At 60.7% G+C, this 26,619-nt stretch carries 24 protein-coding genes and 1 pseudogene; 16 read left to right on the top strand and 9 right to left on the bottom strand.

The genetic code is table 11. The features are described from left to right. Positions 1-71: 71 nt before the first annotated feature. Together BT199_RS12295 and BT199_RS12300 are read right to left on the bottom strand one after the other, a co-directional pair. The gene (locus BT199_RS12295; RefSeq protein ID WP_014718445.1) at positions 72-1,283 is read right to left on the bottom strand and encodes a cytochrome c biogenesis protein DipZ; all 1,212 of its coding nucleotides are present in this window, start codon (positions 1,281-1,283) and stop codon (positions 72-74) included. A 30-nt stretch (positions 1,284-1,313) separates the two neighbouring features. Beyond that, on the bottom strand, positions 1,314-1,574 hold the full coding sequence (locus BT199_RS12300; RefSeq protein ID WP_014718446.1) for a DUF2790 domain-containing protein: 261 nt from the start codon (positions 1,572-1,574) through the stop codon (positions 1,314-1,316). Positions 1,575-1,878: 304 nt separating this feature from the next. Between BT199_RS12300 and BT199_RS12305 the strand changes: the two genes are divergently transcribed. The 3 genes from BT199_RS12305 (at position 1,879) to BT199_RS12315 (ending at position 4,711) form a co-directional block, all read left to right on the top strand. Next, positions 1,879-2,619, top strand: coding sequence for a response regulator (locus BT199_RS12305; protein ID WP_014718447.1), 741 nt, complete (start codon positions 1,879-1,881; stop codon positions 2,617-2,619). Then, positions 2,616-3,923, top strand: a complete 1,308-nt coding sequence (locus BT199_RS12310; RefSeq protein WP_072434566.1) for a sensor histidine kinase — start codon at positions 2,616-2,618, stop codon at positions 3,921-3,923. Before BT199_RS12305 ends, BT199_RS12310 begins: the two co-directional genes overlap by 4 nt. A 596-nt stretch (positions 3,924-4,519) precedes the next feature. Next, on the top strand, positions 4,520-4,711 hold the full coding sequence (locus BT199_RS12315) for a hypothetical protein (protein WP_014718458.1): 192 nt from the start codon (positions 4,520-4,522) through the stop codon (positions 4,709-4,711). 249 nt (positions 4,712-4,960) lie between these two features. Here the strand turns inward: BT199_RS12315 and BT199_RS27675 are convergent, their stop codons facing one another. Next, the gene (locus tag BT199_RS27675; RefSeq protein WP_371914259.1) at positions 4,961-5,824 is read right to left on the bottom strand and encodes a methyl-accepting chemotaxis protein; all 864 of its coding nucleotides are present in this window, start codon (positions 5,822-5,824) and stop codon (positions 4,961-4,963) included. Further along, a pseudogene (locus BT199_RS27680) lies at positions 5,819-6,574 on the bottom strand (MCP four helix bundle domain-containing protein); the annotation flags it as partial. The gene BT199_RS27675 and the pseudogene BT199_RS27680, both read right to left, overlap by 6 nt. Before the next feature lie 157 nt (positions 6,575-6,731). On the opposite strand from BT199_RS27680, the gene BT199_RS12325 reads away from it, so the two are divergent. Next, positions 6,732-7,943, top strand: coding sequence for a multidrug effflux MFS transporter (locus BT199_RS12325; protein WP_072434568.1), 1,212 nt, complete (start codon positions 6,732-6,734; stop codon positions 7,941-7,943). A gap of 96 nt (positions 7,944-8,039) precedes the next feature. On the opposite strand, the gene xerC is transcribed toward BT199_RS12325, so the two are convergent. Continuing rightward, on the bottom strand, positions 8,040-8,954 hold the full coding sequence (xerC, locus tag BT199_RS12330; RefSeq protein WP_014718461.1) for a site-specific integrase: 915 nt from the start codon (positions 8,952-8,954) through the stop codon (positions 8,040-8,042). 108 nt (positions 8,955-9,062) lie between these two features. Then, a complete protein-coding gene (locus BT199_RS12335; protein ID WP_032902545.1) occupies positions 9,063-9,875 on the bottom strand; it encodes a M949_RS01915 family surface polysaccharide biosynthesis protein in 813 nt (270 codons plus the stop codon). 411 nt (positions 9,876-10,286) lie between these two features. On the opposite strand from BT199_RS12335, the gene arnC reads away from it, so the two are divergent. The 12 genes from arnC (at position 10,287) to BT199_RS12395 (ending at position 23,373) form a co-directional block, all read left to right on the top strand. Next, positions 10,287-11,321, top strand: a complete 1,035-nt coding sequence (gene arnC / locus BT199_RS12340; RefSeq protein ID WP_003191219.1) for an undecaprenyl-phosphate 4-deoxy-4-formamido-L-arabinose transferase — start codon at positions 10,287-10,289, stop codon at positions 11,319-11,321. Continuing rightward, a complete protein-coding gene (arnA, locus tag BT199_RS12345) occupies positions 11,318-13,309 on the top strand; it encodes a bifunctional UDP-4-amino-4-deoxy-L-arabinose formyltransferase/UDP-glucuronic acid oxidase ArnA (RefSeq protein ID WP_072434569.1) in 1,992 nt (663 codons plus the stop codon). The genes arnC and arnA overlap by 4 nt, the downstream gene beginning before the upstream one ends. Then, positions 13,309-14,193, top strand: a complete 885-nt coding sequence (gene arnD / locus BT199_RS12350; RefSeq protein WP_014718464.1) for a 4-deoxy-4-formamido-L-arabinose-phosphoundecaprenol deformylase — start codon at positions 13,309-13,311, stop codon at positions 14,191-14,193. The genes arnA and arnD overlap by 1 nt, the downstream gene beginning before the upstream one ends. Then, on the top strand, positions 14,190-15,845 hold the full coding sequence (gene arnT, locus BT199_RS12355; RefSeq protein WP_072434570.1) for a lipid IV(A) 4-amino-4-deoxy-L-arabinosyltransferase: 1,656 nt from the start codon (positions 14,190-14,192) through the stop codon (positions 15,843-15,845). The genes arnD and arnT overlap by 4 nt, the downstream gene beginning before the upstream one ends. Continuing rightward, positions 15,842-16,189 (top strand): 4-amino-4-deoxy-L-arabinose-phosphoundecaprenol flippase subunit ArnE, encoded by a 348-nt coding sequence (gene arnE, locus BT199_RS12360; RefSeq protein WP_014718466.1) that lies wholly within the window; start codon positions 15,842-15,844, stop codon positions 16,187-16,189. The genes arnT and arnE overlap by 4 nt, the downstream gene beginning before the upstream one ends. Further along, on the top strand, positions 16,186-16,599 hold the full coding sequence (gene arnF, locus BT199_RS12365) for a 4-amino-4-deoxy-L-arabinose-phosphoundecaprenol flippase subunit ArnF (protein WP_014718467.1): 414 nt from the start codon (positions 16,186-16,188) through the stop codon (positions 16,597-16,599). Before arnE ends, arnF begins: the two co-directional genes overlap by 4 nt. Beyond that, a complete protein-coding gene (locus BT199_RS12370) occupies positions 16,596-17,978 on the top strand; it encodes a UDP-glucose dehydrogenase family protein (RefSeq protein ID WP_014718468.1) in 1,383 nt (460 codons plus the stop codon). Before arnF ends, BT199_RS12370 begins: the two co-directional genes overlap by 4 nt. After that, positions 17,979-19,601 carry an ArnT family glycosyltransferase gene (locus BT199_RS12375; RefSeq protein WP_072434571.1) on the top strand — a complete coding sequence of 541 codons (1,623 nt, stop codon included), beginning with the start codon at positions 17,979-17,981 and terminating at the stop codon, positions 19,599-19,601. Positions 19,602-19,918: 317 nt separating this feature from the next. Further along, entirely contained in the window at positions 19,919-20,107 is a 189-nt protein-coding gene (locus BT199_RS12380; RefSeq protein WP_256200704.1) for a type VI secretion system contractile sheath small subunit, read from the top strand. A 165-nt stretch (positions 20,108-20,272) separates the two neighbouring features. Next, a complete protein-coding gene (locus tag BT199_RS12385; RefSeq protein ID WP_019817055.1) occupies positions 20,273-20,983 on the top strand; it encodes an HPP family protein in 711 nt (236 codons plus the stop codon). A gap of 131 nt (positions 20,984-21,114) precedes the next feature. Further along, positions 21,115-22,218: an enoyl-CoA hydratase/isomerase family protein gene (locus BT199_RS12390; RefSeq protein ID WP_072434573.1), complete on the top strand. Its 1,104-nt coding sequence runs from the start codon at positions 21,115-21,117 to the stop codon at positions 22,216-22,218. 3 nt (positions 22,219-22,221) lie between these two features. Then, complete coding sequence (locus BT199_RS12395) at positions 22,222-23,373, top strand: acyl-CoA dehydrogenase family protein (protein WP_014718473.1); 1,152 nt, start codon at positions 22,222-22,224, stop codon at positions 23,371-23,373. 129 nt (positions 23,374-23,502) lie between these two features. Here BT199_RS12395 and BT199_RS12400 read toward each other — a convergent pair whose 3' ends face one another. Genes BT199_RS12400 through BT199_RS12410 form a run of 3 tightly spaced genes read right to left on the bottom strand, consistent with a single transcriptional unit; the run spans position 23,503 to position 26,609 of the window. Continuing rightward, on the bottom strand, positions 23,503-24,276 hold the full coding sequence (locus BT199_RS12400) for an enoyl-CoA hydratase (RefSeq protein ID WP_019817057.1): 774 nt from the start codon (positions 24,274-24,276) through the stop codon (positions 23,503-23,505). A gap of 11 nt (positions 24,277-24,287) precedes the next feature. Next, a complete protein-coding gene (locus tag BT199_RS12405; RefSeq protein WP_019817058.1) occupies positions 24,288-25,415 on the bottom strand; it encodes an acyl-CoA dehydrogenase in 1,128 nt (375 codons plus the stop codon). A 9-nt stretch (positions 25,416-25,424) separates the two neighbouring features. Next, positions 25,425-26,609, bottom strand: a complete 1,185-nt coding sequence (locus BT199_RS12410) for an acetyl-CoA C-acyltransferase (protein ID WP_072434574.1) — start codon at positions 26,607-26,609, stop codon at positions 25,425-25,427. Between the last annotated feature and the right edge of the window lie 10 nt (positions 26,610-26,619).

The raw sequence follows: 26,619 nt of genomic DNA on the forward strand, positions 1-26,619 counted from the left end.
GCAACCCAGGCCGCAGGAGAAAAAGCTAATGGCCCACAGCACGTTGCCTGTGGGCCATGGGTTTTCAAGGGTTACGCGGCTGGAGCTTTCGCCTCCTGCAGCAGTTGCTGAATCATCTTTTCCTGCGTCTCGTAGCGTCCTTCTCCGAAGTGGGTGAAACGCACTTGCCCTTTGGCGTCGATCAGGTAGTGCGCGGGCCAGTACTGGTTATCGAAGTTGCGCCAGATCGCGTAGTTGTTATCGATGGCTACCGGGTAAGTGATGCCGAGCTTTTTCACCTCATCCCTGACATTGCTGATGATGCGTTCAAAACCGTATTCCGGGGTGTGGACGCCGATTACCACCAAGCCATCCTTCTGGTACTTCTGCGCCCAGTCCTTCACGTACGGCAGGGTATGCTGGCAATTGATGCAGTCGTAAGTCCAGAAATCGACGAGCACCACCTTGCCTCTGAGCGATTCACTGGTCAGTGCGGGCGAATTGAGCCATTCCACCGCGCCAGAAAGCGACGGCATCGGGCCTCGGGCGTTGTCGAGGGTGGGTTCGGCCTTGGCCTTGCTTACCAGGTATTCGACGACTTTGGGGACGCTTTGCAGCACCCCGTTTTCCAGCACGCTGACGCCTTCGGACGACGCCCCGGCCAACAGCGTCTTGTCGGCACCGGTAGAAATCATCAGCGCTGCGGCCAGGACCGCAAAACCGGTGGCGCGCCGCAGCCAACCAGTAACCGGAATCGAGGCCTTCAGGCGATTGACTAAACCACGTCCGGCGAAAATCAGCGTACCCAACGACAGTGCACTGCCCAGGCCGTAGGCCACCAGCAGCAGGCTGGTTTGCGCATTGGCGCCTTGCAGCATGGCGCCGGTAAGGATCACCCCGAGGATAGGCCCGGCGCACGGCGCCCAGAGCAGGCCGGTGGCGACGCCGATCATCAGCGAACCCAGCGGCCCGGACATTTTGCGCGTCTGGGGGTCGAGGCAATTGCCCAGTAACACGAACGGGCTGGCCAGCCAGCCACTGATTCGCGCCGAGATCAGCGACAAGGCAAACAGCGCCATCACCACCAGTGCCACATGACGCCCGGTGTTGTTGGCCTGAATCACCCATTCACTGCTGACCACGGCCAGGCTGGAAACCAGCGCGAAGGTCAGGACCATGCCACCAAGGGTAAGCAGGATCGATGAGCGTGTGCGGTCGATACCCGCGAACAGAAATGGCACGACCGGCAGGATACAAGGGCTGAGGACGGTCAATAAGCCGCCCAGGAATGCGATGAGGAACATAAGGGTCTCCTGATGAAATGTGGGCCGGGCTCAGTTATCGCTGTGGCATTCGGCAAATTTGCGGTAGTTCAGGATCTCGGTCTTGCCCTGCGAATTCAGGTAGGTCAGCTGGGCATCGACAATGCCGCAGGCCGCCCCGGCATCCTGTGTCAATGCCACCACTTTCTGGATGTCCAGGTGCGTGCCGTAGGTGTAGGTCTGCGGCGTGACGTCGGCTTCGGCGCGGGCCGAGAAGGTGCAGATATTCAGGGCGGCAAACAGGCAAGTGGCATAGAGGGTATTGGTGTTCATGGTCGTTTCCTCAAGGCTTCAAGGGTTGGGTCGTTCGGTTGAGCCGAGGCGCTAGGGTTGGCCTCGATGTGGCTCATTAGAAGCCCGCGAGGTATCTCGTCTGTGTCAAAAACAGGCGCGGATAAATCGGTTCGTATCAGGACCCCGTCCCGATACACAGCCATACAAAACCTAGGAAATTGTTGTTTTTGCCTCTGCATGTATCCTTCGCCACAGCAGATACACTGCAATACAAACCGCCACGGGCGAACGGGCTCAGCCTCTATAGACTGAGCCGCAATTTCCAATGACAGAGGCTTGGCCCATGGAACACGTTGATCACATCCTCATCGTGGACGATGACCGTGAGATTCGAGAGATGGTAGGCAACTACCTGAAGAAGAACGGCCTGCGCACCACCGTGGTTGCCGATGGCCGCCAGATGCGCTCGTTTCTCGAGGCCACGCCGGTAGACCTGATCGTGCTTGACATCATGATGCCCGGCGACGATGGCCTGGTGCTCTGCCGCGACATTCGCGCCGGCAAACACAAGGCCACGCCGGTGCTGATGCTGACCGCCCGCAACGACGAAACCGACCGCATCATCGGTTTGGAAATGGGCGCCGACGATTACCTGGTCAAGCCGTTCGCCGCCCGTGAATTGCTGGCGCGCATCAACGCTGTGCTGCGCCGTACGCGCATGCTGCCGCCCAACCTGGTCGTTACCGAAACCGGAAGGTGGCTGGGGTTCGGGCGCTGGCGCCTGGACACCTCCGCCCGCCATCTGCTTGATGAAGACGGCACCATGGTCGCCCTCAGCGGCGCTGAATATCGCCTGCTGCGGGTGTTCCTCGACCATCCGCAACGGGTACTCAATCGCGACCAGTTGCTCAACCTGACCCAGGGCCGTGACGCCGACCTGTTCGACCGTTCCATTGATCTGCTGGTCAGCCGCCTGCGCCAACGCCTGCTTGACGATGCGCGCGAGCCGGCTTACATCAAAACCGTACGCAGCGAGGGGTATGTCTTCTCGCTGCCGGTGCAAGTGCTTGGAGCACCGGCATGAAGCCTTCGCTGCATTGGCCTCGTACCCTCATCTCGCGGCTTTCGCTGATCTTTCTGGTAGGGCTGACCCTGGCGCAGGCCTTGTCCTTCGGCGTGCAGTATTACGAGCGTTACGAAACCGCGAAAAACACCATGCTCGGTAACCTGGAAACCGATGTATCGACGTCCATTGCCATCCTTGACCGCTTGCCCGCCGAGGAACGCATGAGTTGGTTGAAACAACTGGATCGACGCAATTACCGCTATTTGCTCGACGAAGGCTCGCCAGGCGTCGCTCTGCGTGACACGCCGATTGCAGTGACCTCGATCAAGGAGGCCATCGGCAAGGATTACCCGATGACCGTGACAGACATTCCCGGGCCTATCAAACATTTCCAGGTCCATCTGAAACTGGCCGACGGCAGCCCGGTGACCATCGACGTGCGCCCCTCGATGGTGCCGTTGTCGCCGTGGCTGCCCGTGGTTTTGCTGGGCCAGTTGGCCTTGATGATTCTATGCACGTGGCTGGCCGTTCGCATTGCCATAAGCCCGCTGACCCGCCTGGCCCAGGCCGTGGAAAACCTCGATCCCAACACTCACCCGGTGCATCTGGATGAACAAGGCCCGACCGAAGTCGCACACGCTGCCATCGCCTTCAATGCCATGCAGGCGCGCATTGCGGCCTATCTGAAAGAACGCATGCAACTGCTGGCGGCGATTTCCCACGACCTGCAAACCCCAATCACGCGCATGAAGCTGCGTGCCGAATTGATGGACGACTGCGGCGACAAAGACAAATTGTGGAATGACCTCGGCGAGATGGAGCATCTGGTGCGTGAAGGCGTTGCCTATGCCCGTAGCGTGCATGGCGCCACCGAGGAAAGCCGCCGTACCGATCTTGATTCATTCCTCGACAGCCTCGTGTTCGACTACCAGGACATGGGCAAGGATGTGCAGCTCAGCGGCAAAAGCAACGCAGTGATTCACACGCGGCCCCACGCGCTGCGCCGAGTGCTGGTAAACCTCACGGATAACGCGCTCAAATTCGCCGGTGCCGCGCAGCTGCGGGTCGAGCCGGAGGAGGGCGACAGCCTCTCGGTGACCGTGATGGATCGTGGTCCCGGCATTGCCGAAGAGGAGCTGGCCCGTGTGATTGAGCCATTTTACCGCGTGGAAAATTCGCGCAACCGCAGCACCGGCGGCACGGGCCTGGGCCTGGCTATCGCCCAGCAACTGGCACAAGCCCTCGGCGGCACCCTGACCTTGAGAAATCGCGAAGGCGGCGGATTGTGCGCTGAACTGAGATTACCGACGCGCTCATCGTAGGAGGAGCGAAGCGTCGCTAGTCAACTGTGCTTTGAATCTGGATGTGTAAGAGTTGATCAACGCGAGTTTCATCAAGCGCTTTCGCCAGCGCCCGCGTCAAACCGAGTCGACATCGAGGGCTTCAAGGTACTCGCCGCCAGGCATCATTGAAAGCGCGGTTCCTGAGTCTGAGTGGACGTACATGAACGGGACGAGCCTGGGCAACGGCGCCGCGTCACCAGTTTGCACGAACAGCGGTAGTCGTTGACCTGAAGAGAAACGGCATTATGGACATGGCCCGTTGAGAGAGTAGGCGTAAAAACGAATTCGTCGAATCAGTGACTTACGTAGCTCATGAACCTATAAGGCATAACACTTAATTTAACATAATATACATTATGCGAACCGTCCTATACGGAGCTGGGGGGCTCTGGAGGCTATATTTCACCTGGTGATCAGCGCTCAGGTGTTGCTACTAGCAACACAGGTTCAGAACGATGAATCCTGGGTGTCGTGTGCATCAGCCAAAAATACAGCTACGGCCTCTGAATCAACCAGCGAGTCTGCTGGGTCATAATCATAAATTGGCTCTGTCATCTGATCACCTGGAGAAAATAATGAACCCGAAACCCAAGGCTAAAAATACGAGCTGGAAAGTAAAATGCCAGGATGCAGCTGATGACACTGGCGATTTAATCATACCGCTGACTGACGATCTCCTGTCGGCCATCAAGTTAGCCAGCGGCGACAAACTCGACCTGGAAGTGAAACCTAACGGCACCATAATCCTGACGCCAGTTCGTGCGTAGGACCAATTCAGCCATCCACGCGATTGATGGTTGCAGCCCATAAACGACGTGACTTGTTACCGACTACACGTGATTTCACTGGGCGCTAATTTCTAATCCTTGAGAGATAGCGTTCAAATTTGGAAGATAACGAGCAAGGATGAGCTACCCCCGAGTTCATCTGCTGAGCTACCCTCCTCCTTTTTAATAGCGTTTGTGCATAACTAAACTAAATGACTATTTAGTTGAGTTATAAGCTGTTGCCCCAGATCAAAGCCTAAACCGATCCACCGACTGCGAAAGCTTCCCCGCCAAACTCGACAATTCATCCGTCGTCGACGCCGTCTCGCCAATCACCCGACTGTTACTTTCCGACATCCCCGCAATTCTCTCCACCTGATGAGCGATCTCATTACTGGCCAGGCTCTGCTCACTAATCGTGCGTGAAATATCGTTGACCAATTCAGTGGTACTCAGCGTAGCCTGGAGGATATCGCGAATGGCGCGCTCCACCTCGGCAGTCACCGCCATGCCCTTGTCCACTTGGGCAACGCCCTCCTCCATGCTGATCACCGCTTCACGGGTGTTCTGCTGGATACTCCCGACCATGCTGGCGATTTCCTGGGTGGAGGCGCTGGTGCGTCCGGCCAGGCTGCGCACTTCGTCGGCCACGACCGCAAAGCCGCGCCCTTGTTCACCGGCGCGGGCGGCTTCGATCGCGGCGTTCAGGGCCAGCAGGTTGGTCTGGTCGGCAATCCCCTTGATCACCTGGATAATGCTGTAGATCGCCTCGGACTCCTTGTCCAGCGTGCGGATCACTTGGGCTGACTGTTGGGCAGAACGGGCGATGCCATCCATGTCGCTGACCACCTGGTGGATAACCCGGCCGCCGTCCTTGGCCAGGGTTTCAGCCTGGCTGGCCATGTCCAGAGCACGTTGGGCGTGACGGGTGATTTCTTCGATGCTGGCGGTCATTTCGCTCGCGGCGGCGGCCATGGTGCTGGCGGCGACGCTTTGTTGCTGGCTGCTGCCTGCCACTTCATGGCAACCCTGGCTGAGGCGCTCGCTCATGCCATTGACGCCGTTGGCGTTGCTGCGAACCACTTCGATCATGCCGCGCAAATCCCGCTGCATCGTCGCCAGGCTGCGGATCAGTGCACTGGCTTCGTCCTGGTTCTTGGGTTCGACAATCGGCTCGCTCAGGTTGCCATGGGCAATGCTCTGGGCAATACGGCTGGCGGTGCGCAACGGCCCCATGATGCTCAGGGTCACCCAACGTCCTTGCGCAAGCAGCAATAGCAGGCTCGCCCCCAATACGATAATCAAGGTCCAGTTAGCGTTACTGATGGTTTGCCGGGTACCGGTGCTGGTGAGTTGGGTATTGTTTTCGATCAGTTCGCTCAACGCCGCCATTTGATCTTCCAGTTGGCTGAACGCGGCATTGAAGGTCTGCAGTTCCCCTCGTGCGGCCTCGGGATTGTCCAGGGCCAGCGCGACGATGCGCTCGCCGGCACTGATGTAGGTGTCCAGGCTGGGTTTGATTTTTTCCAGGCTGGCCTTGATCGAGGCGTCCAACGGCAGCTTGAGATTGTCCGCCAGCACCTCGCGAAAGTGCTCGGCATGCTCCTTGATCGAGCTGTTGACCTCGGCCGGCGTACTGGTGCTTTTGCCCAGCCCGACCAACATGGCTGACAGTACATCCGCACGCAGGGCGTCGTGCATCATGTCGGCTTCCATGTGGTTACGCAGTACCGTCATGCTGACGTCGTTGTCCTGTACCGCATCGGCCATCCGCGTATTGCCCAGGTAGCCAGCCAGGCTCATGATCAAAGCGGTGAGCAACCCGGTCGCAATCAACAGCACCAAGCGTAATTTGATCGTCATAGTGGTACCCCGTGCCAGGACCGCCGGTTGGGAACCCAACCGTTTCAATGTCGCTGCTAGCTGTATCGGCAGCTGTTGCTTGTTAGTGAAGCCTAAGTTTGCGGATCTGCGCGGTTCCCTTAAGCTGACCGTCCGTTGCTCTACCTGGATCTGCCAAATGCCTCAACGTATCGCCCGTCTCGCCCTGTTGCTGGGCTTGATCACCGCCGTGGGCCCGTTTGCTATCGACATCTATCTGCCGGCGCTGCCGACCCTGGGCGCCAGCCTCCAGGCCTCGCCGGCGGCCGTGCAGATGAGTTTGACGGTGTTCTTCATGATTATCGGCGTGTGCCAGTTGTTCTACGGCCCCCTCAGCGACGTGTTCGGGCGTAAACCTCCGATTTATGCAGGTTTGGTGATCTTTGCCATTGGCAGCGTCGGCTGCGCACTGGCCCCGACTATCGAAGTGCTGATCGGCTTTCGAGCCATACAAGCGTTCGGTGCCTGTGCGGGCATGGTGATCCCACGGGCGATTGTCCGTGACCTGTATACCGGCCATGAAGCGGCGCGTCTGATGGCTTTGTTGATGCTGGTGATGAGTGTTTCGCCGATCCTCGCGCCGCTGGCCGGTAGCCTGGTGATTTCGATCTGGAGCTGGCGCGAAGTGTTTGCCGTGTTGGCGGTGGTGGCCGTGCTGTGTCTGGTGATGACCGCCGTACAACTGCCAGAAACCCACCCGGCCGAGCGCCGCCTGGGCAAGACAATGGGCCAGGCGTTCGGCAGTTATGGCGCCCTCCTCCGCGACCCGGTCTTTACGGGTTTGTCGGTGGTGTGCGGGTTTGGCCTGGCCACCTTTTTCGTGTTCATCGGCAGCGCGCCCTTCGTGTACATCGAATTTTTTGGCCTGACACCGACCCAGTTCAGCCTGTGCTTTGCGCTCAACGCGGCTTCGTTTTTTGCCATGAGCCAATTGACCGCCCGCCTCAGCGCCCGCTTTGGCCTGGCGCCGTTGATTCGCTGGTCGGTGGTGGGCGTGGCGGCGGTCATGAGCTTGCTGGCGGCTACTACGCTGTGGGGTGACAGCCTGGGCTTGATGATGGGGCTGTTGTTTATCGGTTTTGGCTTTCTTGGCCTGCTATTGCCGGCGGCCGGGGTACTGTCGCTGGAGGATCATGGTGCGGTGGCGGGTTCTGCGTCTGCACTGCTGGGCGCGATCCAGATGGTCACGGCGGCTGTGGCGATGACCTTGGTGGGGATCTTTGCCGACCATACACCGGCGCCGATGTTGATCGGCATTGCGCTGTGTGCGCTTGCCGCGATGCTGACCACCTTGTGGACGTTGCGGCGCTTGCCGGCTAACCTGGTCTCAAGCGTCCCGCCTTCCTCCTGAGCAGAGGAGCAGGCAGATTCAACATTCTGGTTGCCTGTGAGGCCCTCTTCGCAGGCAAGCCAGCTCCCACATTTGAATCGTGGTGTATCCACAAGCCTACAAATCAAATCGATCCACCGCCCGCCGCCGCTCATTGTCGTCACGCACGTCATAGCTGGCGGTGGTCTGGATATTGGTGTGATGCGCCAGTTTCTGCGCAATCGACAAATCATGCTCCTCGATCACCCGCGTGATAAACGAACGACGGAAATCATGGGGCATGATCTTGACCCCCACTTGATCGCCGCGCTGGCGCGCGATGTAGTAAATCGCATGCTTGGTGATGCGTTCCCGGGTGATATGGCTGCCTCGCCGAATACGGTTGAACAAGAAGCTGTCGTCCTGCTCGCCTTCCTTGAGGTGCTCGCGGCGGAACGCCAGCCAGGCCTGCAGCTTGGCAAACGCCCAGTCCGGCGCGTACTTGACCAGCTCTTTGTTGCCCTTGCCGATCACGCGCAAGCTGCGCTCGTCAAAGTTGATCTGTGCCAGGTCCAGGTTCACCGACTCCGACTTGCGCATGCCCGAGCCATATAACAGACCGATCACTGCGGCATCCCGCAGGCCCTGAGGCCGGGGGTCGGCGGCGCAGACGTCGAGCATCTCGCGGATCAAGGTGCGGCGCAGATTGCGGCCCTGGCTCAGGCGCGTACCGGGTGTGGCCTTGACCGAGCGCATCTTCAACAGGTGGTCCTGGCTGATCAAGCTCATGCGCCACGCCTCATTCATCACCCCGCGCACCGCATTCACATACAGCGACGAAGTGTTCGGCGCTAAGCCGTCCTCGCGCAAGGCAGCCACCAGTGCGATGACGTGTTCGGGCTGCAGCAGGTGCCAGTCAATCTCTTCGAGGTTGAGATCTTCGAAACCCAGGCGGTCGGCGGCATCCTGCAGCACGTAGCGCATGGTTAACTGGCTGGAAGGCGCCAGGCGGGTGAGGTAAAGGGTCAGCGGGTTGCGAATGGACTCGGTCAAGGTAGATCAGCCTTTGGATTAAATACATCGACCAACTATTTGATTAGTCGATGTATTTAGTGGGTTGGCGAAGGCCGAGTCTAACCCAGGAGCGGCCCTGGCACAAAATCACGGGGCTGTATCGTCGTCCTCACTGGCTGCCTGGGGTTGGGCCTGGGACTGGCTCCAGTCGGCGTCCTGTTGCTGCATCAGCGCGAACCACTGCTGGCGCATAAAAGCGAGGTAACTGTCCGGCGCCTTGGCAAAGTCCTTCTCGTCGCCATAGCAGCCTGGCAGGGGCAGTTCGGTGCCCTGCTCCTTGTATTGGCTGACCAACGCTTGCTGCGCCACGACGCTGCAGTCAGTGGGCAGTGGCATGCCGCGCAAGGCGCCAGCGTCCTCATCCCACCAACTTGCGCCCACGCGGTCGAGGCCGCGCAGACGATACTTCTCGGACTTTCCGGCATGCATGATCAGCTTGAATTCGTTGGGGCTGACATCACTGGTGCAGGCCCGCGAATAACCGACCGTGGCCTGGGTATTGCCGTCGCCCAGCAGGTCGGTGACCTTGGTGGCAGCCCGGTCAAAGCGCAGCCCGGCGTCGAATTCGCAGTGCTGTACATCGTCGTACAGCATCCACACGCGCTTGGGGCGCTCGCCTCCCAGCACGTATTGCGCCGCGTAGACAAAGGCCGACTGGGTACCATCGTCATCGCGCTCACCGACTTGCTCGGCGAGTACCAGCAGGTTTTTGCCTTGGCGGTCATCCCAGGTATAGGCGGCGACCTGCTTGCCGCGCACTTCCACCCCGTCCGGCACCTGGTCCAGTGGGGTCAGCGCGACGCCCTGATCAGCCCGCACGCTGGTGACACAGGCCACCGTCATCAACAATCCCATCAGCGCTGGCCGCAACTGGCCGCGTAAAAGCTGCACGCTATTCATCCGAGTACCCTGGCAAGAGAGGGCTTACTTTACCGGCACTTGAGCGCCAATGCAGAGAAGATTGTTGAAGGGCAAACATTGGGCTGATCGCCTCGCTCAGATTGAACCAAGCGTCTTGCACGAAGCTCCGATATCGCCCTGTGAGGCCTACATGTAACGCCTTGATTACTTAGCTGAACCCTAGCTGTCTGCCTGTCAAATAAACGAGTTTTTCATCCGCCTTTCATATTCGTTGCACATTTTTGCGCTTAACCTTGTAGGCAACACTTGAGAGCAATCCGTGGATTATCGACTAACCTATTGAAAACGCATCATCTTTAGCCCCGTTTTGTATCCTGCGGGCTGTAGTTTTGCCCAATGAACGCTGCTGTTTTCACGCTTGAAGTCGCTTTAGCCCGAGGTCATGAATCTTTGAAACCCTACCCTATTCATTGCGTGTCGATCGTTATCCCGGTCTACAACGAACAAGAAAGCCTGCCTGAGTTGCTGCGCCGCACCACGGCAGCCTGCAAGCAATTGGCTTACGAATACGAAATCATCCTAGTGGATGACGGTAGCCGCGACAATTCGGCCCAACTGCTCGAAGACGCCGCCGCCGAAGACGGCAGCAATGTGGTGGCGGTGATCCTTAACCGCAACTACGGCCAGCACGCGGCGATCATGGCCGGCTTTGAACAGTGCCGTGGCGAAGTGGTGATCACCCTTGACGCCGACCTGCAGAACCCGCCGGAAGAAATCCCGCGCCTGGTCGAGCAAGCCGCCCTGGGCTACGACGTGGTCGCCACCGTGCGTAATAACCGCCAGGACTCGGCCTTCCGCCGCTGGCCCTCGCGCTTGATCAACCTTGCCGTGCAGCGCTCTACCGGCGTGGCCATGACCGACTACGGCTGCATGTTGCGCGCCTACCGCCGCACCATCGTCGACGCCATGCTCGCCTGCCGTGAGCGCAGCACGTTCATCCCGATCCTGGCCAACGGCTTTGCCCGCCACACCACGGAAATCCTGGTGCACCACGCCGAACGTGAGCACGGCGAATCCAAATACAGCGCCATGCGCCTGATCAGCCTGATGTTCGACCTGCTGACCTGCATGACCACCACGCCCTTGCGCCTGCTGTCCATCGTCGGTTTCAGCCTGGCGGCACTGGGCGTGCTGTTTGCCTTTGCCCTGATCGTCATGCGCCTGGCCTTCGGCGCCGACTGGGCCGGTGATGGCCTGTTCGTGCTGTTTGCGGTGTTGTTCGTGTTCACCGGTGGCCAGTTCATCGGCATGGGCCTTTTGGGCGAATACCTGGGCCGCATGTACAGCGATGTCCGCGCCCGCCCACGCTTCTTTATTGAAAAAGTGCTGCGCAACCAACCGGCAGCACCGGCTCCAGTCGTCGTGGTCGACGGCCTGGTGTCTTCCCATACGTCTACTTCTTCTTCGGATCAGGTCCAGTCATGAGTTCAAAAGCTGTTGTATTCGCCTACCACGATATTGGTTGCGCAGGCATTGAAGCGCTGCTCAGCGCCGGTTACGACATTGCCGCCGTATTCACCCATGCCGATGACCCCAAGGAAAACAACTTCTACGGTTCCGTCGCCCAACTCTGCGCCCGCAATGGCATCCCGGTGCATGCACCGGAAGACGCCAACCACCCGCTGTGGATCGAACGCATCGCCAAGCTGAACCCGGAGTACATCTTCTCGTTCTACTACCGCAACCTGCTGAGCGAGCCGCTGTTGGCCACCGCCCGCAAAGGCGCGTTCAACCTGCACGGCTCGTTGCTGCCCAAGTACCGTGGCCGCGCCCCGGCCAACTGGGTGCTGGTCAACGGCGAAACCGAAACCGGCGTGACCCTGCATCGCATGGTCAAGCGTGCCGATGCCGGCGCCATCCTGGCCCAGCAGAAAGTCACCATCGAGCGCACCGATACCGGCCTGAGCCTGCACGCCAAGCTGCGTGATGCGGCCACGGCGCTGCTGCGTGATGCCCTGCCACAGCTGGCCCAGGGCAAGCTGATCGAAACCGCCCAGGATGACAGCAAAGCCACCTACTTCGGTCGTCGCACCGCCGCCGATGGCAAGCTGGACTGGAAAAAGCCCGCCGAGCAACTGTTCAACCTGGTACGCGCAGTGACCCAGCCGTACCCGGGCGCCTTCTGCGCCGTGGGCGAGCACAAGTTGATCGTGTGGCAAGCCGACGTGGTCAAGGGCAACGAAGGTCTGGCGCCTGGCCGTGTAATCAGCGTCAACCCCCTGCGCATTGCCTGCGGTGAAGATTCCCTGGTGGTCAAGTTCGGCCAGCGCAACGAAAACGGCCTGTACCTGGCCGGCCCGTCCCTGGCCGATGAGTTGGGCCTGGTAGACGGTTCCGTGCTGCGCGGCGCCGAGTCGGGCCGCAAGCCGCGCCGTACCCGTGTGCTGATCCTGGGCGTGAACGGTTTTATCGGTAACCACCTGTCCGAGCGCCTGCTGCGTGACGACCGCTACGAAGTCTATGGCCTGGACATCGGCTCAGACGCCATCGAGCGCCTGCGCAGCCACCCCAACTTCCATTACGTGGAAGGCGACATCAGCATCCACACCGAATGGATCGAGTACCACATCAAGAAATGCGACGTGGTGCTGCCGCTGGTGGCCATCGCCACGCCGATCGAATACACCCGTAACCCGCTGCGCGTATTCGAACTGGACTTCGAAGAAAACCTCAAGCTGGTGCGCTACTGCGTCAAGTACAACAAGCGCGTGATTTTCCCGTCGACCTCCGAAGTCTATGGCATGTGCCAAGACCAGTATTTCGACGAAGACACCTCCAACCTGGTAGTGGGCCCGGTCAACAAGCAACGCTGGATCTACTCCGTCTCCAAGCAACTGCTGGACCGCGTGATCTGGGCCTACGGCGACAAGGGCCTGAAGTTCACCCTGTTCCGGCCATTCAACTGGATGGGCCCGCGCCTGGACCGCCTGGACTCGGCGCGTATCGGCAGCTCCCGCGCCATTACCCAACTGATCCTGAACCTGGTGGAAGGCACGCCGATCCGTCTGTTCGACGGTGGTGAGCAGAAGCGTTGCTTCACCGACATTGCCGACGGCATCGAAGCCCTGGCACGCATCATTGATAACGACAATGGCGTCTGCGACGGCCAGATCATCAACATCGGCAACCCCGAAAACGAAGCCAGCATCCGCCAGTTGGGCGAGGAGCTGCTGCGTCAGTTCGAGGCCCACCCGCTGCGCCACAACTTCCCGCCGTTCGCTGGTTTCCGCGACGTCGAGAGCAAGGCGTTCTACGGCACGGGCTACCAGGACGTGGCGCACCGCAAGCCGAGCATCGACAACGCCAAGCGCCTGCTGAACTGGGAGCCGAGCGTAGAGATGAGCGAAACCATCGGCAACACGCTCGATTTCTTCTTGCGTGAAGCCATGCTTGAAATTGCGGATAAAAAGTAATGCAGGCAGGTCTTCGCATCGACGTCGACACCTACCGCGGCACCCGTGAGGGTGTGCCGCGGTTGCTCGACTCCCTGGCGGAAGCCGGGGTCAAGGCGACGTTCTTCTTCAGTGTAGGGCCGGACAATATGGGGCGTCACTTGTGGCGCCTGATCCGCCCGCAGTTTTTGTGGAAGATGCTGCGCTCCAACGCGGCCGGCCTGTATGGCTGGGACATCTTGTTGGCCGGCACTGCCTGGCCAGGCAAGCCGATTGGCCGAGACCTGGGGCATTTGATGCGCCAGGCCAAGGCGGCCGGGCATGAAGTCGGCCTGCACGCCTGGGACCACCATGGCTGGCAGGCCAACACCGGGCGTTGGAGCGAGGCCCAACTGGTCGAGCAGATTCGACGCGGCGTAGACACCTTGAGCGACATTCTCGGCGAGCGCATCGACTGTTCAGCGGCCGCCGGCTGGCGTGCCGATGAGCGTGTGGTGCAAGCCAAGCAAGGCTTCAACTTTCGCTACAACAGCGATTGCCGGGGCTCCAGTCTGTTTCGACCAACCCTGGCCGATGGCAGCGCGGGCACCCCACAAATTCCGGTAGACCTGCCGACCTTCGACGAAGTCGTCGGGCCGGTGGTGGCTGCCAACGATTTCAACCGCTTCATTCTTGATCGGTTCAACGCGTCAAAGCTGAACGTTTACACGATCCACGCGGAAGTAGAAGGGATTCTGATGGCCAATGATTTTCGCCAGTTGCTCGCCCAGGCCGGGCAGCGCGGCATCGAGTTCAAACCCTTGGGCGAGCTGTTGCCCGCGGATGTGACCACCCTGCCCCAGCAACAGTTGGTGCGCGGCGCATTGAGCGGCCGCGAGGGTTGGCTGGGAGTACAGCAGGCATGATCCGCCGCTGGGCTTTGCCCTTGCTCCTGCTGGCGTTTGCCGTGTTCTACCTGCTGCCATTGGCCACCCATGGCCTGTGGATTCCAGATGAAACCCGCTATGCGCAAATCAGCCAGGAAATGCTGCTGACCGGCAAGTGGGCCGCGCCGCACTTCATGGGCATTCGCTACTTCGAAAAGCCCGCCGCAGGCTATTGGATGATCGCGCTGGGCCAGGCGATCTTCGGGCAGAACCTGTTCGGCGTGCGGTTTGCCTCGGCATTGAGCACCGGTTTGAGCATTCTGCTGGTGTATCTGGTCTCTCGCCGGTTGTGGAACGACCCGCAAAAAAGCCTGGTCAGCACGCTGCTCTACATGAGCTTCGTCAGCGTGGCCGCGCTGGGCGGCTATGCCAACCTGGACCCGCAGTTCACCTTCTGGGTCAACCTGACAGGCGTGGCCTTGTGGTTCTGTTTCGACAGCACCACGCGGCGTGCGCGCTTGTGGTCCTGGGCCTTGCTGGGCCTGGCGTGCGGCATGGGCTTCATGACCAAGGGCTTCCTGGCCTGGTTGCTGCCGGTGCTGGTCGCCCTGCCCTACGCCGTCTGGCAAAAACGTTTTGGCGAGTTGTGCAAATTTGGCCCTGTTGCCGTGGTGGTGGCGATTGCTGTCAGCGTGCCGTGGGCGTTGGCCGTGCACCTGCAAGAGCCGGACTACTGGCATTTCTTTTTCTGGCACGAGCACATCCAACGCTTTGCCGGTGAAGACGCCCAGCACGCCGAACCTTTCTGGTATTACTTGCCGCTGCTGGTCGCGTTCGCGCTGCCGTGGGTTGCGCTGTTGCCGTCCGCGTTCAAGCAGGCCTGGCTGCAACGGCGCGTGCCGAAAACCGCGTTCCTGCTGCTGTGGCTGTTGATGCCCCTGGCCTTTTTCAGCCTGGCCAAAGGCAAGCTGCCCTCCTACATCATGCCGTGCATGCTCCCCCTGGCCTTGCTGATGGGCTCGGCCCTGAGCGACAAACTGGCTCAAGGCCACGGCCGTGTGCTGCGCATCAATGGCTGGTTGAACCTGGTGATGGGTGTGCTGGTGTTGCTGGCCCTCAGCTGGTTCCAGTTGAAGAAGCCGGTCTACGAACCGGGTGAGGAAACCGTCAGCCTGGTGCTGGTGTTCATCTTTTTGTTCGGCTGGATCGTGGTCAATCTGCTGCAAGCGGCACGCCCCTTGGCATTGTGGGCCGCGCCGCTGATCGGCAGTGGATTTCTGGTGCTGCTGGTGCCTGCGGCGTTGCCCCATTCGGTGGTTTACAACAAGACCCCGGATCAGTTCATCATTGATCACATCGACGAGTTGCAGCCCAGCGTTGCCCTGCTGAGCAACGACCTGGGCGCCGCGTCGGCGCTGTCCTGGCGCCTCAAACGCCCGGATATCACGCTGTACAACACCTCGGGTGAGGTCAAGTACGGCCTGGCTTACGAGGACACGGCCCCGCGTCTGGTCGACCGTAACCGCATCCAGACGTGGATGGCCGAAACCCGTCGTACCGGTGCGGTGGGCGTGGTGATGCGCGTCAATAGCACCGGCGAAAAGGAAGAACTCGCGCTGCTGCCCACTGACGGCAAGCGTTATGCGCAGGGCAAGATCGTGATCCTGATTTTCCCGCAGGTCGCGCCATGATCACCCTGCTGCTACTGCTCACGGCCTGCCTGCTCACCTGCATGGGCCAGGTCTCGCAAAAATTCGCCGTGGAGAGCTGGCGCGGCGTGCCGGACGGCTGGGCACCGAAACTGCGCTCGCCGTGGTTGTGGTCGGCGCTGGTGTGCCTGGGCCTGGGCTTGCTGGTGTGGCTGCTGGTGTTGCAGCGCCTGGAAGTCGGCATTGCCTACCCCATGCTCAGCCTGAATTTTGTGCTGGTCACGCTGATGGCGCGCTTTGTGTTTCACGAACCCATTGATGCCCGTCATTGGCTGGGTGTGGGGCTGGTGATTGCCGGCGTGGTCTTGCTGGGGCGCCAGGTATGAGCCGCATGCGGGGTTTCGCCCTGGCCCTGGGCAGTGTCGGCCTGGTGAGTGGCGCCCAATTGGGCATGCGCTGGAGCATGACGCGCCTGCCGCTGCCCACCCAATGGCTGGCTGCCTTCACGGATAACAGCATCGACCTCGGCGCCCTGGGCGTGGTGATCCTGGCGATCATCGCCTATGCGCTGTCGATGCTGTGCTGGCTCGGCGCACTGAAGCACTTACCCCTGGGCCGCGCCTATTCGCTGCTCAGCATCAGTTACGCGCTGGTGTATTTGCTGGCCGCCAGCCTGCCGGTGTTCAACGAAGATTTTTCGCTTTCAAAAACCCTGGGGGTGGCCTTGGTCATCCTCGGCGTACTGGTTATCAACTCTCGTCGTGCTAGCACCTCAAGTCCCAGGAATACCCCATGAAAATCAGTGTATTTGGTAGTGGTTACGTTGGTCTGGTTCAGGCCACGGTATTAGCCGAAGTCGGTCACGATGTCATTTGCATGGACGTTGACAAGCACAAAGTCGAGTCACTGCAGAAGGGGCATGTGACCATCTTCGAGCCGGGCCTGGCAGCCATGGTCAAGGACAACCTGGAAAGCGGACGCCTGCGCTTTACCCACGACGAAAAACTCGCCGTCGAGCACGGTGAAGTATTGTTTATTGCTGTGGGCACGCCGTCGGATGAAGACGGTTCGGCCGACTTGAAATACGTGCTGTCGGTGGGTGATGCAGTTGCCCGCCATCGCGTGGCGCCGGTGATCCTGGTGGAGAAATCCACCGTACCGGTAGGCACCGGCGACACGTTGCGTGACCACATCCTCAATAACCTGCGTGCCGCCGGCCGTGAGCTGCAGTTCGATATCGTCTCCAACCCGGAATTCCTCAAGGAAGGCTCCGCCGTTGCCGACTGCCGCCGCCCGGACCGGATCATCATCGGCTGCGAGCGTGAAGAGGTGCGCGACGTGATGCGCGACCTGTACGCACCGTTCAACCGCAACCACGACCGCATCATCTTCATGGACCTGCGCAGCGCAGAACTGACCAAGTACGCCGCCAACTGCATGCTGGCCACCAAGATCAGCTTCATCAACCAGATCGCCGAGTTGGCTGAACACCTGGGTGCCGACATTGAGTCGGTGCGCCTGGGCATCGGTGCCGACTCACGCATCGGCTACCACTTTATCTACCCCGGCTGCGGTTATGGCGGCTCGTGCTTCCCCAAAGACATGCGCGCCCTGATCCACAGCGCCAAGCAGGCCAACTGCTCCAGCGACCTGCTCGAAGCCGTGGAAGCCATCAACCAGCGCCAGAAGAGCAAGTTGTTCGAGCGCATCAACGCGTTCTTCCAGGGCAACCTCAAGGGCAAGACGTTTGCCCTGTGGGGCCTGGCCTTCAAGCCCAACACCGATGACATGCGTGATGCCCCCAGCCGCGTGCTGATGGAAGCGCTGTGGGCTGCCGGCGCCAATGTGCGCGCCTTTGACCCTGAAGCCATGCAGGAAACCCAACGCATCTACGGCGATGACCCGCGCCTGATGCTGATGGGCACCCCGGAATCCACCTTGGGCGGCGCCGATGCGTTGATCGTGTGCACCGAATGGCAGCAATTCAAGGCGCCGGACTTTGACCTGATTCACCAGCGCCTGAAAACCCCGGTGATCTTCGACGGCCGTAACCTGTACGACGGCGAGCGCCTGGCGCGCAAAGGCTTCAAATACTTCCCCATCGGCCGCGGCGATTCCTGCGAGTTGCCGATCCCCCAGCAAAACTGGGTGGAACAGGTCAAGGACGCTTGCTAGGTGAACATCGCCTTACCGTCCGCGCAGCGCGCAACGATCCGCCACCAGTCGCTGGGGCTTGGGCTCTTGGCGCTGCTGCTGTTTATCGTCGGCAACTGGCACCAGGCGATCATCGGCTTTGATTCGCGCTTTGTGCTGTTTGCCCAGGAAATGCTGCGTCACGGGCCGAGTTTCTTTCCCACCACCTATGGTCAGCCGTATGCCGATTACCTGGCGACGTCGACCCTGTTGACGTGGCTGCTGTCGGTGCCCTTGGGCCAGGTCACCAGCCTGACGGCGTGGCTGCCCACTGCGGTCGCGTCGGCGCTGATTGTGGTGCTGGTCTATCGCCTCACTGCACCCTACTCGCCACGTTGGGGCCTGCTGAGTATTGCGATGCTGCTGCTCAGCAGTACGTTCATCAGCGAAACCCGTGCAGTCTCCCTCGACCAGATGCTCGCCGCCGTGGCGTTGGCGGTGTTCTACCTGGGCTACGCCCATGATCATTTCGCTGCCGCCAAGCGCCTGCATTGGGTGTTTTTGCTGTTGCTGCTGGGATTTGCCATCCGTGGCCCGATCGGCCTGGTGATCCCTACGGGCGTGTTGTGCAGCTACTACCTGATCAACCGCCAGTGGCGCCAACTGTTCAGCTTCGGCCTGCTGGCACTGGCGCTGCTGGCAGCCTGCGTCGGCCTGTTGCTGCTGCTGGCCAAGCTCAGCGGCGGCGAAGACTTCATGCATGACGTGATTCGCATGCAGTTCCTGGGGCGCATGGATGGCAGCGAAGGCTCCGGCGGCGTGCTGTATTACTTCACCAGCTCCCTGGGCAACTACGCCCTGGCCTATCCAATCGCGTTGTTGGTGCTGCTGGCGGTGCTGATGGGCGGTCGACGTGCGCCGGACCCGGCATTGAAGCTGGTGCTCTACTGCGCGGCAGCCGGTGTGTTGGTGATGCTGGGGCTGTCGGTGCCCCAAGCCAAGAAAGCGCGCTATATCCTGCCGATGTTGCCGATGGCCGCGATCATTGCCGCGTATCCCTTCGCGGTCACACAAGGGCGACTGTTTGCGTGGCTGCGCGCCTTGATGCTGGGCATCTGGACGCTGTTGCCAACGCTGTTGGCCATTGGCTTGGTGGTGGCGCGGCGGCGCTACCCGGAACCGCTGGCCGACCTTGAGCTGATCTTCGTCGTGCTTGGCTTGCTACAGGTGCTGGCCCTGCTGGCATTGTTCCGCTCGCGGCTGCGCACCTACGGTCCCGCCTTGGCCGCCGTACTTGCCCTCTGGACCACCTACATCATGGTGGTTGAACCCCTGGAACGTCAGGTGTACAACACGCGCACCTTCAGCCTCGCCGTCAAGGCACAGGTTCAACAGCAACCGGCGCCGCTGGTGTTGCACGCACTGGGCAAAGACGCGAAAGCCATCAAGTTCATGGTCAACTTCGATTGCGACAAGGTTCCGCTGTTTACCCAATTGCCCGCCGAATTGAAACCGGTCCAGGCGCCGGCATGGTTGGTCATGAGCCAGGCTGATTTCCAGGCGCTGGACGATCCGCGCCTGCGTTCAATCACGCCAACGCTTACCGCAGCGTTCGACAAAACCCCCTATGTGTTGCTGCATTTGGCAAAAACCTCGACGCCTTGAGTGCTTTTCCGGCTGCATTGTCAGAAGAACGCCCACTCCCTCCACGAGTGGGCGACTTTCATCATAGGTACCAAGAAAACACCTACATTTGTTTGCGTAATGGCTGGTGCACTTTCCCTTCCGGTGCTCGGAGCCCAACTGTAGACTCGCTGCCACGTGCACTTACTATCTACCACCCGATCGTCAGGACTGCCCTGAAACGCTTGGGTCAGGGCACTTCACAACAAGGACGTTGTAGGCTGCCCGCGCGCGATGGCTTACTTCATTGAGAGGACAATGCCGTGCGAGAAGACCTGTTAACCGTACCCTTACCCAGGCTGGATCGTTTGATGGCATTGCGTGACGCACTGGTGGCGTTAAAGGGGCCGTTGGCCGACGACCCCAGGCTGCGCGAAGACTTGCAAGCGCGCCTGTTCAACGAAGAAACCCATAGTCGCGTGCTGGGCAAAATCAACCCCGCTGCATCCGCGTCCACCGGGCAGATAACCTATGGCGAAGCCGGTTAACTGCATTTATTTTGCATTCAATGTTCATTAATATGCAGTGGCGCCACCAGATCAAGCGCGGCACACTGCGCAGGTTCCTTCCCCCAATGTTGGAACCTTCAAAGGGCTGTTCCGGGAAACCAGGCAGGCCTTTTTTTTCGCCCGCTGTTTATGGACCGTCTTTCAATGCTCGCTCGCTGGTTACCCGCTGCAATCAACACCCGTCCCGCCGAATGGAGCCGTGCAGCCATCGGCATGGCCCTGGGCACGCTGTTCAGTGTCTGGGCCTGTGCCCAGGTGTTCGGCATGGAGGTGGCCCTGCACCTGCTCGGCCCTCTTGGCGCATCGGCCGTATTGCTGTTTGCCGTGTCGTCGGGGGCGCTGGCCCAACCCTGGTCGATAATCGGCAGTTACCTGTGTGCAGGCGTCGTCGCGTTGCTGGTCGCCCGCGTCCTGGGGCGCACCTTGGGCAGCGCCTGCCTGGCGGCAGGCATGACGGTGATCCTCATCTGCTGGCTGCGCTGCCTGCACCCGCCGGCCGGCGGCCTGGCCATGACCCTGGTGCTGGCCGATCCGGCATCGGTCGGCCTCGGCTGGTACGAGCTTGCGCCGGTGATGCTAGGGGCCGGCGCCCTGCTCGCCTGCGCGCTGGCCTATAACAATGCCACGCGCACGCGTTATCCCAAGGGGCTTGCCGAGCCTGCCCCGGTTATCCTGGGCACTGCCACCGCCGTGAGCGAGCCGAGCATCACGGCAGCCGACCTCAAGCTAGCGTTGGCCGAGATGGAGCAGTTCTACGATGTCGAACCGACAGAGCTTGAACAACTGATCCACGCCGCCGAGGGCCATGCCCGGCGTCGCAGTATCGGTGAGGTTCTGGCCAGCCGGGTGGTTTGAGCGACACTGCATAAATGCAACAACGACCTGCATGATTCCAAGTTGTACGAGGCAAATTTGCACTGGTACGATCACGAGAGAGTTCGCCCGCGAACGTCTTGATAAAGAACAATAAAAGCAGGGAGTTAGAGATGACTGCTCAGGTTTCATCCCAAGCAAGCCACGCCGAGATCCAGCAGGATGCAGTTCTGGCACAGGTGCGTAACCATATCGGCCACCTCACCCTCAACCGCCCCGCAGGCCTTAACGCCATCACCCTGAACATGGTCCGCCAATTGGCCGCGCACTTGCAGGTCTGGGCCGACGACCCTGAGGTCTATGCCGTCGTCCTGCGCGGCGCCGGTGAGAAGGCCTTTTGCGCCGGTGGCGACATACGTTCGCTGTACGACAGCTTCAAGCAAGGCGACACCCTGCACCAGGATTTCTTCGTCGAGGAATATGCCCTCGACCTGGCCATTCACCACTACCGTAAACCCGTACTGGCGTTGATGGACGGCTTCGTACTCGGCGGTGGCATGGGCCTGGTGCAAGGCGCGGACCTGCGGGTGGTCACCGAACGCAGCCGCCTGGCGATGCCGGAAGTGGCCATCGGGTACTTCCCGGATGTGGGCGGCAGTTATTTCCTCTCGCGTATTCCTGGCGAACTGGGCACCTACCTTGGGGTGACTGGCGTGCAAATCCGCGCGGCGGATGCCTTGTATTGCGGGCTGGCGGACTGGTACATCGACAGCGCCAAGCTGGTTGAACTGGATCAGAAGCTCGACCGTCTGCAATGGAGCGAGTCTCCTCTCAAGGACTTGCAAGGCGCACTTGCCAGGCTGGCCGTGCAGCAATTGCCCGACGCCCCGCTGGCGGCCTTGCGCCCGGCCATTGACCACTTTTTCGGGTTGCCGGACGTGCCCAGCATCGTCGAGCAACTGCAACAAGTCACCGTGGCCGATAGCCATGACTGGGCGCTGACCACCGCCAACCTCATGCAGACCCGCTCGCCCCTGGCCATGGCCGTGACCCTGGAGATGCTGCGCCGTGGCCGCCACCTGCCACTGGAACACTGCTTTGCCCTCGAACTGCACCTGGACCGCCAATGGTTCGAGCGCGGCGACCTGATCGAAGGGGTTCGCGCCCTGATCATAGACAAGGACAAGACGCCGAAGTGGAACCCGCCCACCCTCCATGCGCTGGATGCCAGCCATGTGGAGAGCTTCTTCCGCGACTTCGTGCAGATTGAGAAGTAAGCCATGCAAGATCTTGAATACACTGAAGAACAAGTGATGATCCGCGACATGGCGCGGGATTTTGCCCGTGGCGAAATCGCCCCCTACGCCCAAGCCTGGGAAAAAGCCGGCTGGATCGACGACGCCCTGGTGGCGAAGATGGGGGAGCTGGGCCTGCTGGGCATGGTGGTCCCGGAAGAATGGGGTGGCACCTATGTCGATTACGTGGCCTACGCCCTGGCCGTGGAGGAAATATCCGCCGGTGACGGCGCCACTGGCGCCTTGATGAGCATCCATAATTCAGTCGGTTGCGGGCCGATCCTCAACTACGGCACCACCGAACAGAAACACACCTGGCTGGCCGAACTCGCCAGCGGCCAGGCCATCGGTTGCTTCTGCCTGACCGAGCCCCAGGCCGGCTCCGAAGCCCATAACCTGCGCACACGCGCCGAACTGCGTGATGGCCAATGGGTCATCAATGGCGCCAAACAGTTCGTCAGCAACGGCAAGCGCGCCAAATTGGCCATCGTGTTCGCCGTGACCGACCCGGAACTGGGCAAGAAAGGCATTTCGGCGTTCCTGGTGCCGACCGACACCCCAGGTTTCGTGGTCGACCGCACCGAGCACAAGATGGGCATTCGTGCGTCAGACACCTGCGCCGTCACCCTCAACCAATGCAAGGTTCCCGAAGCCAATCTGTTGGGTGAGCGCGGCAAGGGGCTGGCCATCGCCCTCTCCAACCTGGAAGGCGGCCGCATTGGTATCGCCGCCCAGGCCTTGGGCATCGCCCGCGCCGCGTTTGAAGCCGCGCTGGCCTACGCCCGTGATCGGGTGCAGTTCGACAAGGCAATCATCGAACACCAGAGCGTGGCCAACCTGCTGGCCGACATGCAAACCCAGCTCAACGCTGCGCGCCTGCTGATCCTCCACGCCGCGCGCCTGCGCACCGCCGGCAAACCGTGCTTGTCCGAAGCCTCCCAGGCCAAGCTGTTCGCCTCGGAAATGGCCGAGCGGGTCTGCTCCAAGGCAATGCAGATTCATGGAGGGTATGGGTATCTGGAGGATTACCCGGTGGAGCGTTACTACCGGGACGCACGGATCACGCAGATTTACGAAGGCACCAGCGAGATTCAGCGGATGGTGATTGCCAGGGAGTTGAAAAACTACCAGCTCTGATGGGCATGACCCAAAGCCCCGTGGGAGCTGGCTTGCCTGCGATGCAGACACCTCGGTACATCATAAACCGAGGCGATGCCATCGCAGGCATGCCAGCTCCCACCTTTGCTTTGCGGCGTTTGGCAGGGGTTACTTATCCTTGAATTCCGGCGCCCGCTTGGCCACGAATGCGGCCATGCCTTCTTTCTGGTCCTGGGTCGCGAACGCCGCATGGAACACCCGGCGCTCAAAGCGCACGCCTTCGGACAGGCTGACTTCAAACGCACGGTTCACGCTTTCCTTGACCATCATGCTGATCGGTACGGATTTACCGGCGATCAGGGCGGCCACTTTCAGCGCTTCTTCCAGCAATTCATCGGCGGGCACGATGCGCGCCACGATCCCGCAGCGCTCGGCCTCTACCGCGTCGATAAAACGCCCGGTCAAGCACATCTCCATGGCCTTGGCCTTGCCCACTGCACGGGTCAGGCGCTGGGTGCCGCCCATGCCTGGCAGCACGCCCAGGTTGATTTCCGGCTGGCCGAACTTGGCAGTGTCGCCGGCGAGGATAAAGTCGCACATCAAGGCCAGTTCGCAGCCGCCGCCCAGGGCGAAGCCATTCACGGCGGCGATGATCGGCTTGCGGCGGTTGGCCACGCGGTCGCTGTCGCTGAACAAGTCGTCCATGTAGATCTGCGGGTAGGTCAGCTCGGCCATTTCCTTGATGTCGGCACCGGCCGCGAAGGCTTTTTTCGAGCCAGTCAGCACGATGCAGCCAATTTCAGGGTTGGCTTCCAGGCTGTCCAGCGCCTGGTTCAGCTCACTGACCAGTTGCGCATTCAAAGCGTTCAGGGCGTTGGGGCGGTTAAGCGTGATCAGCCCCACACGGCCCTGGACGTCAAGCAGGATGGTTTCGTAACTCATGTATCGGCTCCTTAAAGATTGCGTGAGATGACCATGCGTTGAATATCGCTGGTGCCTTCGTAGATCTGGCAGACCCGCACATCGCGGTAGATCCGCTCCAGGGGAAAGTCGTTCAGGTAACCGTAACCGCCCAGGGTTTGCAAGGCGGCCGAGCAGACTTTCTCGGCCATTTCGGACGCAAACAGCTTGGCCATGGACGCTTCCACCAGCGCCGGCTTGCCACTGTCACGCAGGGCGGCGGCGTAATGCACCATCTGCCGGGCGACGGCGATCTGGGTGGCCATGTCGGCCAGGCGAAAGGCCACGGCCTGGTGTTCGACCAACGGCTTGCCAAAGCTTTCACGCTCACGGGCATAGTCGCGGGCCGCTTCGAAGGCGGCACGGGCCATGCCCACCGACTGGGAGGCGATGCCCACGCGGCCACCTTCCAGGTTGGCCAAGGCGATTTTGTAGCCCTCGCCCTCCTCGCCCAGACGGTTGGCCACCGGTACTTTCACGTCTTCAAACAGGATCTGGCAAGTGTCCGAGGCATGCTGCCCCAGCTTGTCTTCCACCCGTGCCACGGTATAACCGGGCGAATCGGTGGGCACGATAAACGCGCTGATCCCACGCTTGCCTGCGGCGGGGTCGGTGACCGCAAACACAATCACGATCCCGGCGTTTTGCCCGGAGGTGATGAACTGTTTGCAGCCGTTGAGTACATAGTGGTCGCCTTCAAGGCGCGCACGGGTTTTCAGGCTGCTGGCATCGGAGCCTGCCTGGGGTTCGGTCAGCGCGAAGGCACCGAGCATGGCGCCACTGGCCAGGGGCGTGAGGAACTGCTCTTTCTGCTGGTCATTGCCAAACTTGAGGATCGGCACACAACCCACCGAGTTGTGCACGCTCATGATCGTGGAGCAGGCACCGTCGCCGGCGGCGATTTCTTCCAGGGCCATGGCGTAGGCCAGGTAGCCAGTGTCGCAACCGCCCCACTGTTCCGGGACCAGCATGCCGAAAAAGCCCAGTTCGGCCATTTGCGCAATGGCCTCCTTGGGAAAACGATGCTCGCGGTCCCACTCGGCGGCGAAGGGTTTCAAACGTTCCTGGGCAAATTGCCGGGCGGCGTCGCTGATCTGCAGTTGTTCGTCATTGGGCAACATAGGTCATCCTCAATACAAGCATTCAACGGCCATGGCCGTGGCTTCACCGCCGCCAATGCAGATAGCGGCGACGCCACGCTTGAGGCCCTTCTGGCGCAGGGCCGCGAGCAACGTCACCAGGATGCGTGCGCCGGAGGCACCAATGGGGTGGCCCAATGCACAGGCACCACCATGCACGTTGACCTTGTCATGGGGAATCTCCAGCTTGCTCATGGTCACCAGGCTGACCACGGCGAAGGCCTCGTTGATTTCGAACAGGTCCACCTCGTCGAGGCTCCAGCCGGTCTTGCTCATCAGTTTGCGAATCGCCCCCACCGGCGCCACCGGAAACAGCCCAGGCTCATCGGCAAACGCGGCGTGCCCGTGGATCACTGCCAACGGCTTGAGGCCGCGCTTGAGCGCCTCGGACTCACGCATCAGCAACAACGCCGCGGCGCCATCGGAGATCGAGCTGGAGTTGGCTGCTGTCACTGTACCGCCGTCACGGAACGCCGGTTTCAGGCTGGCAATCTTGTCCAGCCTGGCTTTCGGCGGTTGCTCATCGTGCAGAATGGTTTTTTGTTCTTTGCCCACGGTGACCTGCACCGGGACGATTTCACTGGCAAAGCTGCCGTGGGTGATAGCCTCTTGTGCGCGGGTCAGGGAAGCGATGGCAAACGCGTCCTGAGCTTCACGGGTAAAACCATTGTGCTCGGCGCAGTCCTCGGCAAAGGTGCCCATCAGGCGCCCCTTGTCGTAGGCATCTTCAAGGCCGTCGAGGAACATATGGTCCAGCACCTTGCCGTGGCCCATGCGGTAGCCGCTGCGCGCACGGTCCAGCAGGTACGGGGCGTTGGACATGCTTTCCATGCCGCCAGCGATCACCACATCGACACTGCCAGCGCGCAGCGAATCGTGGGCCAGAATCGTCGCTTCCATGCCGGAACCGCACATTTTGTTGAGGGTGGTGCAGCGCGTGCCCTTGTCCAGCCCGGCGCCCAAGGCAGCCTGGCGAGCAGGCGCTTGCCCAAGCCCGGCGGGCAGTACACAGCCAAACAGCACTTGGTCGACGGCATCGGTGGCGATACCGGCACGCTCGACCGCCGCACGAATGGCGGCTGCGCCCAGTTGCGGCGCGGTCAGGCTTTTGAGGTCGCCCTGGAACCCGCCCATGGGCGTGCGCACGGCGCTGACAATAACAATTGGATCGTTCATAGCCATTGCT

The sequence above is a fragment of the Pseudomonas sp. NFR02 genome, from assembly GCF_900119375.1.
GTDB lineage: Bacteria > Pseudomonadota > Gammaproteobacteria > Pseudomonadales > Pseudomonadaceae > Aquipseudomonas > Aquipseudomonas paracarnis.

Bases quoted from the DNA above. Each gene is read 5' to 3' on its own strand.
- BT199_RS12335 (WP_032902545.1), bottom strand. From the start codon at position 9,875: ATGAATAGCGTGCAGCTTTTACGCGGCCAGTTGCGGCCAGCGCTGATG.
- arnT (WP_072434570.1), top strand. From the start codon at position 14,190: ATGATCCGCCGCTGGGCTTTGCCCTTGCTCCTGCTGGCGTTTGCCGTG.
- BT199_RS12395 (WP_014718473.1), top strand. From the start codon at position 22,222: ATGCAAGATCTTGAATACACTGAAGAACAAGTGATGATCCGCGACATG.
- BT199_RS12370 (WP_014718468.1), top strand. From the start codon at position 16,596: ATGAAAATCAGTGTATTTGGTAGTGGTTACGTTGGTCTGGTTCAGGCC.
- BT199_RS12400 (WP_019817057.1), bottom strand. From the start codon at position 24,276: ATGAGTTACGAAACCATCCTGCTTGACGTCCAGGGCCGTGTGGGGCTG.
- BT199_RS12310 (WP_072434566.1), top strand. From the start codon at position 2,616: ATGAAGCCTTCGCTGCATTGGCCTCGTACCCTCATCTCGCGGCTTTCG.
- arnF (WP_014718467.1), top strand. From the start codon at position 16,186: ATGAGCCGCATGCGGGGTTTCGCCCTGGCCCTGGGCAGTGTCGGCCTG.
- BT199_RS12300 (WP_014718446.1), bottom strand. From the start codon at position 1,574: ATGAACACCAATACCCTCTATGCCACTTGCCTGTTTGCCGCCCTGAAT.
- arnD (WP_014718464.1), top strand. From the start codon at position 13,309: ATGCAGGCAGGTCTTCGCATCGACGTCGACACCTACCGCGGCACCCGT.
- BT199_RS12295 (WP_014718445.1), bottom strand. From the start codon at position 1,283: ATGTTCCTCATCGCATTCCTGGGCGGCTTATTGACCGTCCTCAGCCCT.
- BT199_RS12315 (WP_014718458.1), top strand. From the start codon at position 4,520: ATGAACCCGAAACCCAAGGCTAAAAATACGAGCTGGAAAGTAAAATGC.
- BT199_RS12405 (WP_019817058.1), bottom strand. From the start codon at position 25,415: ATGTTGCCCAATGACGAACAACTGCAGATCAGCGACGCCGCCCGGCAA.
- BT199_RS12325 (WP_072434568.1), top strand. From the start codon at position 6,732: ATGCCTCAACGTATCGCCCGTCTCGCCCTGTTGCTGGGCTTGATCACC.
- BT199_RS12410 (WP_072434574.1), bottom strand. From the start codon at position 26,609: ATGAACGATCCAATTGTTATTGTCAGCGCCGTGCGCACGCCCATGGGC.
- BT199_RS12305 (WP_014718447.1), top strand. From the start codon at position 1,879: ATGGAACACGTTGATCACATCCTCATCGTGGACGATGACCGTGAGATT.
- BT199_RS12385 (WP_019817055.1), top strand. From the start codon at position 20,273: ATGCTCGCTCGCTGGTTACCCGCTGCAATCAACACCCGTCCCGCCGAA.
- BT199_RS27675 (WP_371914259.1), bottom strand. From the start codon at position 5,824: ATGCAGCGGGATTTGCGCGGCATGATCGAAGTGGTTCGCAGCAACGCC.
- arnA (WP_072434569.1), top strand. From the start codon at position 11,318: ATGAGTTCAAAAGCTGTTGTATTCGCCTACCACGATATTGGTTGCGCA.
- BT199_RS12390 (WP_072434573.1), top strand. From the start codon at position 21,115: ATGACTGCTCAGGTTTCATCCCAAGCAAGCCACGCCGAGATCCAGCAG.
- arnE (WP_014718466.1), top strand. From the start codon at position 15,842: ATGATCACCCTGCTGCTACTGCTCACGGCCTGCCTGCTCACCTGCATG.